Source organism: Rhodococcus sp. T9N (genome assembly GCF_024436645.1).
Taxonomy (GTDB): Bacteria; Actinomycetota; Actinomycetes; order Mycobacteriales; family Mycobacteriaceae; genus Rhodococcus_F; species Rhodococcus_F qingshengii.
The window spans coordinates 1-13,290 of record NZ_JAMSKS010000023.1 but is presented as its reverse complement, the minus strand read 5'-3'; the positions used below and the strand labels follow the sequence as shown (position 1 = coordinate 13,290).

General features: G+C 59.9%; 15 protein-coding genes and 2 pseudogenes. 5 read left to right on the top strand and 12 right to left on the bottom strand.

Translation table 11 applies throughout. From position 1 onward, the window contains the following. Nucleotides 1-124: 124 nt before the first annotated feature. From M1L53_RS27690 to M1L53_RS27665, 6 genes are all read right to left on the bottom strand, one after another. Nucleotides 125-682: a type 1 glutamine amidotransferase domain-containing protein gene (locus M1L53_RS27690; protein ID WP_261949333.1), complete on the bottom strand. Its 558-nt coding sequence runs from the start codon at nt 680-682 to the stop codon at nt 125-127. Nucleotides 683-728: 46 nt separating this feature from the next. Then, on the bottom strand, nt 729-917 hold the full coding sequence (locus M1L53_RS27685) for a hypothetical protein (RefSeq protein ID WP_024488145.1): 189 nt from the start codon (nt 915-917) through the stop codon (nt 729-731). A gap of 82 nt (nt 918-999) precedes the next feature. Continuing rightward, the gene (locus M1L53_RS27680; protein WP_261949332.1) at nt 1,000-1,836 is read right to left on the bottom strand and encodes a glycosyltransferase family 2 protein; all 837 of its coding nucleotides are present in this window, start codon (nt 1,834-1,836) and stop codon (nt 1,000-1,002) included. A 1-nt stretch (nt 1,837) separates the two neighbouring features. Then, nucleotides 1,838-2,845 (bottom strand): glycosyltransferase, encoded by a 1,008-nt coding sequence (locus tag M1L53_RS27675; RefSeq protein ID WP_261949331.1) that lies wholly within the window; start codon nt 2,843-2,845, stop codon nt 1,838-1,840. Continuing rightward, the gene (locus tag M1L53_RS27670; RefSeq protein ID WP_261949330.1) at nt 2,845-3,969 is read right to left on the bottom strand and encodes a glycosyltransferase family 4 protein; all 1,125 of its coding nucleotides are present in this window, start codon (nt 3,967-3,969) and stop codon (nt 2,845-2,847) included. Before M1L53_RS27670 ends, M1L53_RS27675 begins: the two co-directional genes overlap by 1 nt. After that, entirely contained in the window at nt 3,966-5,018 is a 1,053-nt protein-coding gene (locus tag M1L53_RS27665) for a glycosyltransferase family 1 protein (RefSeq protein ID WP_261949395.1), read from the bottom strand. Before M1L53_RS27665 ends, M1L53_RS27670 begins: the two co-directional genes overlap by 4 nt. Nucleotides 5,019-6,065: 1,047 nt before the next feature. On the opposite strand from M1L53_RS27665, the gene M1L53_RS27660 reads away from it, so the two are divergent. Further along, a complete protein-coding gene (locus M1L53_RS27660; protein WP_261949329.1) occupies nt 6,066-7,526 on the top strand; it encodes an aminotransferase class I/II-fold pyridoxal phosphate-dependent enzyme in 1,461 nt (486 codons plus the stop codon). A 51-nt stretch (nt 7,527-7,577) separates the two neighbouring features. On the opposite strand, the pseudogene M1L53_RS27655 reads toward M1L53_RS27660, so the two are convergent. Next, a pseudogene (locus M1L53_RS27655) lies at nt 7,578-7,739 on the bottom strand (low affinity iron permease family protein); the annotation flags it as partial. A 254-nt stretch (nt 7,740-7,993) separates the two neighbouring features. On the opposite strand from M1L53_RS27655, the gene M1L53_RS27650 reads away from it, so the two are divergent. After that, a complete protein-coding gene (locus M1L53_RS27650; protein WP_261949328.1) occupies nt 7,994-8,701 on the top strand; it encodes a PAS domain-containing protein in 708 nt (235 codons plus the stop codon). Nucleotides 8,702-8,835: 134 nt separating this feature from the next. Beyond that, nucleotides 8,836-9,264: an ATP-binding protein gene (locus M1L53_RS27645; RefSeq protein ID WP_261949327.1), complete on the top strand. Its 429-nt coding sequence runs from the start codon at nt 8,836-8,838 to the stop codon at nt 9,262-9,264. A 140-nt stretch (nt 9,265-9,404) separates the two neighbouring features. On the opposite strand, the gene M1L53_RS27640 is transcribed toward M1L53_RS27645, so the two are convergent. Together M1L53_RS27640 and M1L53_RS27635 are read right to left on the bottom strand one after the other, a co-directional pair. Next, nucleotides 9,405-10,196, bottom strand: a complete 792-nt coding sequence (locus M1L53_RS27640) for a SigB/SigF/SigG family RNA polymerase sigma factor (RefSeq protein ID WP_261949326.1) — start codon at nt 10,194-10,196, stop codon at nt 9,405-9,407. Nucleotides 10,197-10,329: 133 nt separating this feature from the next. Continuing rightward, nucleotides 10,330-10,467, bottom strand: a complete 138-nt coding sequence (locus tag M1L53_RS27635) for a hypothetical protein (RefSeq protein WP_261949325.1) — start codon at nt 10,465-10,467, stop codon at nt 10,330-10,332. 376 nt (nt 10,468-10,843) lie between these two features. Here M1L53_RS27635 and M1L53_RS27630 point away from each other — a divergent pair, with 376 nt between their 5' ends. Further along, entirely contained in the window at nt 10,844-11,143 is a 300-nt protein-coding gene (locus tag M1L53_RS27630; RefSeq protein WP_397517570.1) for a MerR family transcriptional regulator, read from the top strand. Here M1L53_RS27630 and M1L53_RS27625 read toward each other — a convergent pair. Beyond that, nucleotides 11,122-11,496 (bottom strand): hypothetical protein, encoded by a 375-nt coding sequence (locus tag M1L53_RS27625; RefSeq protein WP_058037999.1) that lies wholly within the window; start codon nt 11,494-11,496, stop codon nt 11,122-11,124. The genes M1L53_RS27630 and M1L53_RS27625 overlap by 22 nt on opposite strands. Nucleotides 11,497-11,578: 82 nt before the next feature. On the opposite strand from M1L53_RS27625, the gene M1L53_RS27620 reads away from it, so the two are divergent. Continuing rightward, nucleotides 11,579-11,794, top strand: a complete 216-nt coding sequence (locus M1L53_RS27620) for a hypothetical protein (RefSeq protein ID WP_261949323.1) — start codon at nt 11,579-11,581, stop codon at nt 11,792-11,794. A gap of 442 nt (nt 11,795-12,236) precedes the next feature. Here M1L53_RS27620 and M1L53_RS27615 read toward each other — a convergent pair whose 3' ends face one another. Both M1L53_RS27615 and M1L53_RS27610 read right to left on the bottom strand, forming a co-directional pair. Then, nucleotides 12,237-12,536, bottom strand: a complete 300-nt coding sequence (locus tag M1L53_RS27615; protein ID WP_261949322.1) for a hypothetical protein — start codon at nt 12,534-12,536, stop codon at nt 12,237-12,239. A 620-nt stretch (nt 12,537-13,156) separates the two neighbouring features. Beyond that, nucleotides 13,157-13,290: pseudogene (locus M1L53_RS27610) on the bottom strand (NAD(+) synthase); the annotation flags it as partial.

The window sequence follows — 13,290 nt, the reverse complement described above, 5'->3', positions numbered from 1 at the left end:
TTTGAAGGCACAACCACGTTGAGCGTCTTCGGCACTCCATCGGTACTCGCGTCGGGCGACCGTCCGCTCTTCGCCGCACGAGGTGATGATCGCGATTTTTCGTCCGATCACCATGTCAAGGGTCTCAGACAGTCGCAAGTGTATCGGTGAGTTTCGCGCAGAACGCGGGTAAATCATCGGGCTTGCGGCTCGATATCAAGGTATTCGGGCCAGAAGTACAGACCACGACTTCTTGGTCTATCCACGTGCCGCCGGCGTTCGTGATATCGGTGCGCAAACTAGGCCACGAGGTCAGCGTACGACCGGCCACCACGCCGGCTTCGACCAGCGTCCACGGTCCGTGGCAGATTACTGCGACAGGCTTTCCGGCATCGAAAAAACTCCGGGCGAACGCCACCGCGTGGGGATTCATGCGGAGAAAATCAGGGTTGGCCACACCGCCCGGCAGGACGAGAGCGTCGTATTCGGACGACTCCGCCGACTCGACCACCGCGTCCACGTCGAAGACGTCAGCTTTGTCGAGATGGTTGAACGCCTGGATTGTGCCGGATTCTGTCGAAACAATCGACGGCTGAGCGTGTTCGGCAACCAAAGCGTCCCAGGGATCCGTCAACTCGATCTGTTCGACTCCCTCCGTCGCCACGAGGAATGCCACTTTCTTCCCTGTGAGTTGTTGACTCATGCTTGAACGTCCTTCCTCATCTTCGTCGCATCCGTTGAGCGACTGCTCAGCTGGATGCGCCCTCGGTGTCGTCGAAGAACGACCATTCGCCATCATGCTGAACTTCCATACGCCATCCCAGTTCCGAGTTGTCGGCGCGGGCATCTACAAACCAGGCATGGGCGTCGTCAGCGCTTTCGATGTCGCGCGTCGCGGTGACGTCGCCTGCAGGATTGATCACTCTGTATGTAGCCATTCGGGTCGGCTTCCCCAGTCGATGTTTTCTTAATCATCCGTCGGGATGTCGTGGTTTACTGCACCACGGTGGTCACGAAGCTCTAGTTCCGAATCCGCACCCAGGTTTGAAGGTCTGGTCGGTACTCCACGAGACCCCTCTCTTCGAATGCGTCGATCCATCCTTGCATCGGCCACTGCCCCCAACGCTGATGAAACACCTGCGCATTGGTCAAGATGTTGTCAAGGTGCTCGATAGGTGGATCGGACACGTGGTGGAATTGATGGTAGGCATCAGCTCCTCCGACCCAGGTCAATTTCACGCCCTTGTCTCGGGCGGACCAGGCGAAATCGGTGTCCTCTCCGCCGTACCCACGGTATTCCTCGCAGAAGCCTTGCAAGGCAAGCCATGTCGGTACAGTGACCGCGAACGATAACGACCAGAAGAGATTGAAGTCGTCCCCGTCGAGGACCGTCCCGGCGCGGGGCGCTGGTCTTGCTGGATGTGGATTGTGCAGCAGTGCCATCTCATCCGGAGTAATCGGCGACGACAACGGCTGCGTCAAGTAAGTAACCGGTCCGCAGAACAGTGAGGCAGTAGAATTCTCCTCACTTGCCGTCTCGTGATATCGAGCGAGCAGTGTTGGCGCCGCAATGCAATCGACGTCGAGAAATACGAGCAGCTCGGCTCCGTGACATCGAGCTTTCGCTGCTCCAATGTTTCGGGCACGGGCGAGCGGAAGAGGATCCCCTTCTGGAACGTCGATTTCCACGACGTGGGCCGAGCTTCTCTCTTGCGCGACTATGTTTTTCACCGTCTCGTCGCCCATCGCGACGATGACGTGCGAGTACGGCAGGGTCGTACTGGCAGCGAGGCCACGCAGGTGCATTCGCAAGTGCTCGTGACGCCCGTGCACGATCGTGATTACCGCTGTCCTCACGTCAGCGGGCCGTGTGCCGTATCGCGACTGACTCGATGACTCGCGCCGCGCGGTCAGCAGCACCCGTGGTCCGCCACTTGGACCAGCCTTCGCGATCGAGAGCCTGCGCCTGCGTGATCAAATCGGGCCAGGATTCGAGTGCCGGCCATTCCTTCAGCGTCACGGCGAGATTGTGCATGGACAGGGCTCCAGCGGTCGCGACCTGTTCTCCGAAGGGACGTTCTTGTGCGATCACGATGGCAGGCTTACCGGCGATCGCGATGTCGGCCACCGCGTTCTGGCCTGCGTGCGAGACCATGATATCGCTCGAGCAGATGTCCGGCCAGGGATCTGCAACCCACGTCCCTCCCGGCAATCCGATCCCTGTCCAGTGGAAGGAACGATGCTGCGCCGCAGCAGCTTGAACGTCAGCGTTCGAGACCGCTGATCCGCCGGCGCCACTCAACACCACAACTCGAGGAGACAAGGAAGTGTCGACGGTCCGAGATACGCACTCCCGATCCTCGAAGCGGCTGATACCTCCCACGTAAGTCGTCTTGTGCGCATGGGGGTGGAGCCAAGTCGGGTCGTAGAGCTCGTGGGGCCAGGCGGCGATGATGTGATCAGCAAGTCGATACGCGAGCTGGTGGGCGGCATCGGTCCTGTCGCCTGGCATCGCCACTACGATGACGGGGACACCCATCAATCGAATGAATGTTGCAATTTCGACGGATACATCCACGACAACGGCATCGGGACGCGCGGTCGCTACCCAACGGGCGACTCGGGCCATCCGAGAACGAAGCCCGGTTTCGTGGATCGGTGCCCAATGAAGAGCATCGTTGGCCGTGGGGTCAACCTCGTGCGCGTCGCCGTAGTCGAGTTGCAACTGAACATGGTCGTCGAAGGCCTCCACTGCAACTGAATGGGCACTGGTGAGCGCGGTGACGTCGAGGCTCAGTTTTCTCGCGATCGACGCGGCACGGGTGAGATGGCCTCGCCCGTGATGGTGGATGTAGTAACCGATCATCAGCTTGCTCGACGCGTTGTGGCAGCGGGTGCCGCTGGGTGTGTGTCGGACTGTACTGGAGCAGAGCAGATTTCGTCGTACAGTGCGACATACCGGTCCACCATTCTTCGTTCCGAACAGTGGTTCACAGCTCGCGCCCGAGCGTGCTGTCGAGCCAGCTGTTTAGCCTCGCCGATCGCGACGGACAGCGCAGCCACATCGTCGGCTGGGACCAACCGACCGCAATCCGGCGTGAGTATTTCCGGTATGCCACCCCGACTGTAAGCCACGACCGGGGTACCGCAGGCAAGCGCCTCGGCGACGACCAACCCGTAGGGCTCGTCCCACTGCGGGGTCACAAGTGCCACTGCAGACGTCCCTACCGCGTCAACAAGATCGTCAGTCATCAGATGACCGAGGTATCGAACAGAGCCGCCGAGGTGTGGTTCGATTCGCTCTCTGAAATACGTATGGTCACTGATCGGCCCGGCTAGTACCAACGGCATACCGGCTTCCGTGGCGGCCGCAATCGCATGGTGTGCACCCTTTTCCGGAACAAGGCGCCCAAACCAGATCAGTCGATGCCCGCCAGGTCCCTCACTCCATTGATCGGTATCGACTCCGTTGTGCACGACCTCGACGTCGCCGGCTGCCTGTTTCCATGAATCGGCGGTGAAACGACTCACTGCAGCAAACCGACCAGGAGACCCCCCTGCCGCGATTGCTGATTCCAGCCACGGAGTCGGCGGCGTGTGCAAAGTGGTGAGCACAGGAGCACTCAGCGTGGAAGCCATCGCCACTGGGAGGTAGTGCAGGCTGTGGTTGTGGATGACGTCGAAGCTCTCCGTATAGTCACGCGAGAGGCGGAGCATCAGGTCGAGATAGGCATGGTGTTCTTGCATGAAATACTCTGCCGGCATGGAGATGTCAGTCCTGGCCGCCGTGCTGATGCGGGCTGGACGGACATCGATCAGCTCGCAAGCGAGTTCCGGATCCGAACCATGCCCGGCGAAAAGCGTGACATCGTGGCCGGCTTTTCGCAGAGCTGCGGCCAGGTGCCATACGTGAGCTTCGAGACCGCCGGCGAACGGTTGGGTGACGGGATAGCGACTCGATGCGATCAGAGCTATGCGTAACGCGCTCATGCGAGAGCCTTTTCATAGATTTCGCGGTGAGCAGAGGCAAGAAAACGACGCTGCCTGGCACGCATTGCCACGGAAAGACGCACGGGCTCTGCCGAATACAATTCGCGAACGCATCGATCCAGCGACTCCGGGTCGAAATGATGCTCGTCGAACCCGTAGATTTTGCAGTCCTGTTGTTGTGAGTAGAACCCACAGCTGGGAGCGATGACGGATGTCCCGAGGTCGTAACATGCCTCCAGCCATCCAGAATGCGTACCAAATCGATACGGCAAGACCGAAACCGACAGAGACATCAGATATCGCCACAGCTCGTCGTCGGTGAAATACGGATGTACCACGACCTCGACACCCGGTAGATCCTCGTATTCCAAGAGTTTCTTCGACGCCTGCGGTGCATACCAGTGATTGTCGGGATCGAAGATCTCATCATGGATGTTCACCACCAATCGCGCACCCGGCAACGTCGCAATCGTCGAGCACAGAGTGTTCAACACCGGAAAGGGATCCATGTTGGGACGCAGGCTTTTCACGTGCACTCCCACGGTGAATTGTGTTCCAGGAGGCCGCGCAAGACCGAATTTGTCCAATTCGATCACATGAGGATGAGGTAGCACTGTGCATTCCCTCCCCCAATCATTCGCAACCAATGCCGCCGCCCCCGGTGTCAAGGTGATCAGGGAGTCCGCCGCCGGGATCAACACGTCCAGGATCTCGCGGTGCGGCTCGGGATCGGGATGGTGCGGATTTCGCAGGTCATGCACCGTATAGACCAAGGGGATTTCGTGACTGTCTAACTCGTGAACGATGTCCTCCATAACCTGCGGTGCGATCGCGTCGAAACCGAAGTGAACATGGAAAAGATCAAAAAGGTGATGATGCTCGCGGATCCATCCCGGGTCGAGCATCACGGGAGGCCACCAGCCGCCGGGAACCTTACGGCCATCTGCGGGGATCGGATCGTCAAGACGAACGACGCCGTCCGTTCCCATGTGCGGTGCCAAATGCCGTACGTACACGTGCGATGCAGGAACAGACGCAACCCGAATCACGTCTGCAGTTCCGGCCACGTCGTCAACTCGAACCACGTCGACTTGTGTAGACAAATCAAAATCGGTCGACAACCGATCGCCGGGACGTGCTTGCCCGTTCATCTCACTCCTTGCATCAGGTCAGGGCGCGCTCGCGCCGAAGAGACGAGAAGACGGCTGTTTCTCACTTCAACGGCTGGTTCCTCAACCGCGATACCTCATCACCATATCGTAGATGCGTCTGTCGGATATAGTTGAGGCGGAACGTGTTTCGTGCCGCACGCCTGAACGCGACGGGCACACTTCCCGGGGCCGACCTAGCGTTACCCATTTCTCGCGTAACTCACACAATCGAAGAGCATCCTGCGATTTGGGCTCATCCGAAGCCGCGTTTCATGCACGCGCCTCACCCTCGAAATCGCACCCGCCTCGGCCGCCGTGACAATCGCTTGGCGCCGGGGAGCGCTCGCCAACGGATGCTGATGCTGGTGAAGAACAGCTCACCTGTACGGCTCGTTTTTTCGTGTGCAGTCGAAGCGCGTGCCGCGGAAGTGAACATTCGGTAGTCAGGCTGGTCGACGCACTTTCCTTCGCCTCGACAGATGATCCGAGGTGGCCGCCCGTCGTAACTCAATCCGATCACAGCGATTACAAAACAGACTGGCGTCAGGCACATAGTTTCGGCGTGGTTGTAGGTTCCGCAGCGGGTCCATAGCAGACGAACGTGATTTCGTCCACAGGATGTCGGCCTACGAAGTCAGTTTCCCTTGTGTGAAGTCCAGATACCGGCCCGCGACGACTAAAAACAAAGCAGAAACGACCCATATTGTCTGTCTACTCCGGTAGGTTGCCCGGTGATTCGGCAGGATCGATCAACTCACTGTGCCGAATTTAGTCCCGCGTGCCAATTCTCGAGATAGAGCCAGCGCGCGGGTATTACGATTCCTCCCCGCCTCCCGTTGCTGAGTGGCTTCGGGTCATCTTTACAGCGGCAGGTCTCGAGGCAGAAGGAGTCCAGTGTGACGTTTGTTTCGATTGTTTTCCTCGAGTGCGGGGTAGTCCCGCCGCATGGATCAAAACCGAGCACCGTTGCTGGAGGCCCTCGAGCAGTACCGTCGGTTGGATCGGTACGGGTTCACCCCACCGGGGCACAGACAAGAGCGCGGCACAGACCGGCGGGTACTCGATGTACTCGGGCGGGATCCATTCCACGACGACGTTCTCGCCACGTCCGGCCTCGACGACCGCCGATCATCGAACAACTACCTTGCAGATGCCGAACGATTGATGGCCGACGCGGTGGGCGCGGACTATGCGTTCTTCTCGACCTACGGTAGTTCACTGTCCGTCAAGGCAGCAATGATGGCAGTCGCGGGCAACGATCCCGGTGGGCTGCTGCTCAGTCGAGACAGTCACAAGTCGATCGTCGCGGGGCTGATCTTTGCCGGCATCACTCCCCGATGGATAACCCCGCAATGGGATGCTGCGCACCACATTTCGCATCCCCCTTCCCCTTCCCAAGTGCGTGATGCGTGGGAAAAGAACCCGGACGCGGCGGGGGCGCTGATCGTCAGCCCGAGTTCGTACGGCACCTGTGCAGACCTAGCCGCGATCGCAGACGAATGCCACCGCAGGGGTAAACCCTTGATCGTCGACGAGGCGTGGGGTGCACATCTCCCTTTTCACGAAGGATTGCCCACCTGGGCGATGGATGCAGGAGCGGACGTCTGCGTGGTCAGTGTGCACAAGATGGGGATGGGTTTCGAACAGGGGTCGGTCTTCCACGTCCAGGGAGATCTTGTCGACACTGCTCACCTGTCGGCGTGCGCCGATCTGTTGATGACCACGAGCCCCAACGTCATGATCTATTCAGCTCTCGACGGATGGCGCCGTCAGATGGTCGAGACCGGACACGAGTTGTTGGATACAGCGCTGACACTGGTCACCTCGCTTCGTGACGACATCGAACAACTCCCAGATCTCGAGGTCCTCGACTCCGAATTGCTGGGCCACCAGGCTTCCCACGACCTCGACAGAATGCAAGTGCTGATCGACGTTTCACGGACGGGAGCCACCGGCTATCAGTGCGCGGATTGGCTCCGAGCCGAACGCTCGATCGATGTAGGCATGAGCGACCATCGGCGCATCCTCGCGACCGTCTCCACCGCAGACGATCGCGAGACCACCCGACGACTGCTGGACGGCCTCGAAGCTCTCTGCGGCGCAGCACCAAGTTTCCCCGACACCCCCCGCATCGAGCTACCCTCTCCTGCGAGCCTTCAACTCGAAACTGTGTCATCGCCACGCGAAGCATTCTTCGGCCGAACTGAAATGATCCCCGGTGCCCACGCTGCCGGACGTATCGCCGCCGAGCAACTCACCCCGTACCCACCCGGAATTCCCGCCGTGGTGCCCGGAGAGCGCCTCGACACGGAAGTCATCGGCTACCTTCAGTCCGGACTGCGCGCGGGTATGGCCGTGCCCGATGCCACCGACTCCTCACTCGATTGCTTTCGGGTGATGGTGTGACGTGCTCCCGATTCGATCGTGTGCCCCCTGGGCTCCGCTAGATTCGAGGAATGTGACGGTGTTGATCGTCAGTTGCCAGGTGTCGATAGTGCCCAACAGGAAGAACGACGGAGCCCAGAGCACCACGATTATCACGCACACCACGAAAAACCATGCCTGTGAGGTGCGTGCACTGACGTAGGTGGCGAACCGGTCGAAGACGGAGAGTTTCATCGATACCTCGGATGGAAATATCACGTCCGCTTTCTCCGACGAGTTCTCGCTCGTTGCCGTCGTTGATCTGATTGTCCTCTCGCCGGAACATCTTCCAGTACCGCTCACTATCGCCCCAGGGCGCTTGTCCCCTACGTCTATATCGCCGCCCATCCGGTCCATCAACCCGGGGTGGCCCTGGGATCGTCAAATCTTTCGCTACAGAACGTAGTTCAGGAGTTGCTGGCGGCGGGTCGGACCGGCACCGATTATGCATGACAGCCCAGACATGCGACCGGGTGCCGGTCCATGCGCGACGGCGAGCCCACCAGCTCCGACGCGCAGCATCCGCGCTGCGCCTGCGCTCGGTGGTGATGCCCAGGCAGTTCGGCGGGCAAACATCGCTGCATCAAGCCCAGGGTTGGGTGAGGAACGAAAGGGACATGCTGTACCGGACGACATGGGCGTGGGTCCGACGGCGAAATCCGTTGTGCTACAACGGGTGGGAGGATTCCTCTATCGCCGCGCCGGCGAGTGGAAGTAGTCGGATACACCGCTACGAACCTGGCGCCATCACCCCCGCCACGGAATTGCGTCTCTCCCAGAAACATTCCGGCGATCGGCCTCATGTCGCTGAGACGTTGGAAGCGCTCCGCACTTCCGGCGGCTCGTTCAGCAGCCGGCACCGCATCGTCGACACCAGAGGAACGACGCGCTCGGTGGTGATAGTCGGCGAACGACTGGTCGACGAGTCCGGCGAGATCATCGGCAGTTCCGGCTTCTACGTCGAGGTCACCGAAACTATCGATGACACTGTCACGGAATCGGCGAACCGGGCATTCAACGTCCTCACCTGGCATTCGCAGGAAACACTCGTGAAAGTTCGTGATGTCGCAGAAAAGCTCCTCACGGGGCTGGCAACGGACTTCCACATGGCCGACGCCGTACCAACACACTCCGACCACGCCCTGCTGGGTCTCTGACAACGGCGTTAAGCTCGATGTTTGGCGGCACTTCAGTTGGGTAGCTGAGTGCTGATCATCCTTCTCGAATGCGGCTACCAAGATCCCACCAATGGGGTTGGCTGCATCCGATTAAGTACAGGAGCAAATCTCACGTGACGTCCTTCGCGCGGGCGATCGTTACCCCGGTCGCCGTTTCACCTTCACTGTCCGTCTCTGCATCACCGGATCAACTGCCGGTGCTGCGATCGCTGGTGCGAACCGTGGCCGCGCACTATGCGCTCTCGTTGGACGCGTTGTCCGATCTCGTACTCGCCGCCGACGAAGCAGCGACCATCCTCATCGGCCACGCCCTCCCCTCCAGCACCCTGACGTGCACGTTCGGCGACGATACCGCCGCTGCGCAGGTGATCCTCTCTGCGGCAACAACGGGTCAGATCACCACGAGCACTTCGTCCTTCGGGTGGCGCGTCCTCGAGACCCTGGCCGACGAAGTGGTCCTCGAGGAGCTCCCGCCTACCGCACCCGAGGAGAAGTGGGCTGTGACAATCACACTGACCAAGGTCTTGCAGGCAGATTCTTGATCCCGCGCGCGGAGGAGGGCAACGAGTACGCGCCGGACACCGGACAGTTGGTGTGTCTCGTCGCCGTAACCGACGACGCGTCCGATCACGAGTTGCTTTGTACCGGGATCAACACGAGTCCACTTTTCTTGGCATCCAGCTCACGCTGCGACGGCGGCCTCGAGGGCTGCGAGGGACTGCGTCCGTCGGAGCGCTTTGAGCGATTGTGCGAGCAGTCGGGAGACATGCATTTGCGAGAGACCAACCTTCTCGGCAATTTCCGCTTGGGTCAGTTCGCCGAAGAATCGGTAGAGCACGATTGCGCGTTCTCGTTGAGGAAGTGCGAGTAGTGCCGGTCGGAGCGTTTGTTGGTTGTCAATGCCTTCGAGGGCAGAGTCGAAGTCTCCCAAGGTGTCTGCGATCGTCCGTCCGTCGTTGACGGTTGCGGCATCGAGGGACGCCGCGTGATAGGAATCGCCGGCGGCGACGATCTCCGCGATCTCGGCAGGTTCCACTTCGAGTTCTTTTGCCAGTTCCGGCACGGTGGGTTCGCGTCCGAGGGCTTGGGTGAGGGAAGAGCGGGCCTTGTTGAGCGCGAGATAGTTTTCCTGCAACGAGCGCGGAACACGGACGTCCCAGCCGCGGTCCCGGAAATGTTTGCGCACTTCACCCACCATCGTCGGAATCGCGAAGGCTAGGAAGTCTTTGCCCTTGGCGAGATCGAAGCGGTTCACCGCACTGACCAGACCGACGCTGGCGGCCTGTACGAGGTCCTCGTGGGCTTGTCCGCGACCGCGGTATCGCAAGGCGATGTTCCGGGTCAGTGGTAGACACGACTCGATGATCTGCGCACGTAGACGCTCGCGGTGCTCGTCGTCATTCGGTATTGAAGCCAGCTGTTCGAAAAGGGCCGCAAGGTGCGTGTAGTCGGCGTCTCGCGTGTGGGTGCTCATGAGAATGCCAACCCCTTTCCCCTTGTCATCGCCCTGGCAGAGTGCCTAGGGACGGTGGCCCCTCGCTGAGGTGAAGACACCGTCGTGTTGCCGGAACGGCGTACAGATCGTGTTGCCGACATCGTCGTCTCCTTCATTTTCGGGTGGTGATCGGCAGAACGCTCCAGAAAACCATCGCCGCGGCCAGAGCGAACACAGGCCCGCAGAGCGGCCCCAGCGCCAGGCAGGTGATGCCGTCGCCGCCGCGGGCGGTGGCCATGGCAGTGGTCATTCGCGCTCCCGAAGTGCAAGTGCTCCAGCATGCATCTAAGTAATTGACTGTCATAAATCTATATCAACCGATGCAGATAAAAGGCAACAGGTGGAACAGTGATCGACCGACCGCAATACGACTTCCAGGCCCAGACATGCCCACTTGTGCGCGAAACCAGCATGTGCGGAATTTTATCGGCTCCTTTCCCGGCGAGATCGGGTTCGCACGTCTGATGAAATCTGTGGCGTCGGAGATCAGATTTTAGGTGCGGGAGGGCGGGGGGACGGCGCACCGACATGTTAAGGTCGAGAGATATTCGGCTGGGTTGAAGGAGAGCGCTGAGGCATTGAAGGATCCAGCGCACGCCCACCGAGGGGTCTACGGAATTTCCGTGATGTCGGAACTGTCCGGAGTCGGCCCACAGACATTGAGACTCTACGAACGTCGCGGACTGTTGACTCCCGCACGCACCAGTGGCGGGACGCGGCGTTACTGTGCGGCGGACCTCGACAAACTGCGCCGTATTACCGCGTTGATCGGCGACGGAATCAACTTGACCGGAATCGGTGTCATTCTCTCACTTGAAACCGAGAACGCGATCCTGGCTGAGCGGATCGCTCAGCTGAGCGAAACGGCCGTGGACACACCACCGGAAGTCACGCCCGAGACTGTTCAGCCCAGTTCGCGGGTGTAACGAATGCTGCCGAATTCCGCGTCGGCAACGACGATGTTTCCGTCAGATTCAAGCTGTTCGACCGCGGAGTCGAATGCGTCGATGAGCCATGGCTTCTTCGCTTCGCCGAGCAGCGTGTCCGTACCGTCGTCGCCGGTTTGAAAGATACGCACCAACCAGGATTCGCTGGCGTCAGGTTCGTCCCATAGTCCTCGCGGAGCGTTCGTGGCCAGGACGTAGCGGTTGTACTCGAGGTCGACGCGAATAGCGTAGTGGCCGTCCACATTCACGACGTTGGCAGGTCGTTGGGACGCCGCGGCCAGTGCAGTCAATGCGTCGTCGTACATCTCGGAAAACTTCTTCGTAAGAGGCATGCCGTCCTACCCGTGCTTGACACCGCCATGCACCGGGCACGGCGTACATACGATCAGTTGCCCGGCAACGACCGGAACTGAGATGCATCCTAACCCTGCGCAACTCACCCCATTGGGGGCATCCCACTCGGTGATCAACACCGATCGAGCCGAATGCCCGTATGGGTCCAAACACTGTCCGAAACTGGACACCGATCGCAAGACCAAGCTCGGCGTCGCTGACGCTGGGATACCCGAATGCGATCACATCGCCGGTGTGCCGTCGAAGACCACCTCGCCGGCTACGTCGACAACCTAACCATCCTCGCGGTGAGCGATGGCCTGACCCGGGTGGATCACGTGCTCGATGGCCGTCGAACGATCATGCCCCACAGCACCGCGGTATAGGTGAACTCCGGCCTCTTCTCCCTCACCGATAGGAACCAGTCCACTAGTGTCCTCCTCGTCTCCGTCTTATGCGACCTGAGCAATTTTCTTCCGCTTCGTCAGTGTGTCCACTCACTCAACGGCAATCGCCGTGACGCGAACATCGGGCGACTGAGATTGTTCGACGAGGATTGTTCGATGAGCCCCCGAACGGGGCGCTCCGGCCGCTCAGTCGAAACGAAGCGCGGTTATTCACTTAGAGGACGAACGAAGAGCTCGCTCAGCGTCCCCTGAGTACGGTGCCAATCGATCCGGACTACGCCTTTGGTTCTGTTTCGGCGGTCTACTTCTCGACCAGCGCCCGGGAAGATCGCTCAATGACCCTCTTGGTCGAGAAGTTCGCTGCCTTCCAAACGCTTGACCCGCCGATGTTCCATCAAGATTGCCAGGGCACCGACGACGAAAGAAATTACGCACACACATCCGGCGATGACCGCCCACCCACGAAATCCGTAACCTGCTGCCACCAAAGTTAATCCGAGAGTTGCCAATCCGAGGCCGATCAGCAGGTACCCGGGATAGTTGCGCCCGTCTGTGATCGCCTCCCCGACGTGCGATCGATTCGTGCGGTCATTGTCCACATGGACAGGGTCGATTTCATTCGGCTCAGCCACAACACACACTCCGTCCCAGCAATCATGACAACGTGTCACCAGCCCTCGTTGTTCGTTCGCAACGCACGTACCCCGGTCATGCGCGGATGAAACAGTCAACTCCGCAACAAGGGAGGGCATCACACCCAGGAACCGTACGGTTGGCGTGGACGAGCCGAAGAGGCTCCAGCGACCTCGCGGTGATCGGATGATATGGAGAGTGCGTGCAATCACGTGCTGTTTGCACCGGGGAGCGACTTTTCCGCGGACATGCCATTCTGGGGTCGGCACCAGTTTGTGGGACCCGAACCGCTTCTCTCGATCGGCACGCCTGCCCTTCGTCAGGCGTGCTGGCAGGAGCGCATCAGTGTGCGTGTGACTGCAACATCGCGCCAAGTACCTCTGTTCGTCCTGAACGGCACTCGCGTTCTCCGAACTTCGCTACCGGGGTATGCTCGTCGAAACCTGTAGCGCCGCAAGGCCTGCCTCGTAGTTTCACCCGCTCGGTGCCGCACAATAGCGGTTCGAGTAGATCTAGCTGTCGCGCCCCGAACAATTGCGGGGTGACGCTGGATCGCCGCGATTCAATCCGCCGATTAGACAGCTGCGGATCGAACTGTGCCCCCGACAGCGTGTTGCGTTCAGTGCCACCAGGTATCGAAGGGTGTGACCGGCACCGTGCGCTTGTGACGAGTGTTGATGAACATCTTCTCGAGCTTTTCGGCTACCTCGGAGGAAACGTCCTTTCCTTCGAGGTAGTCGTCTATCTGTGAGT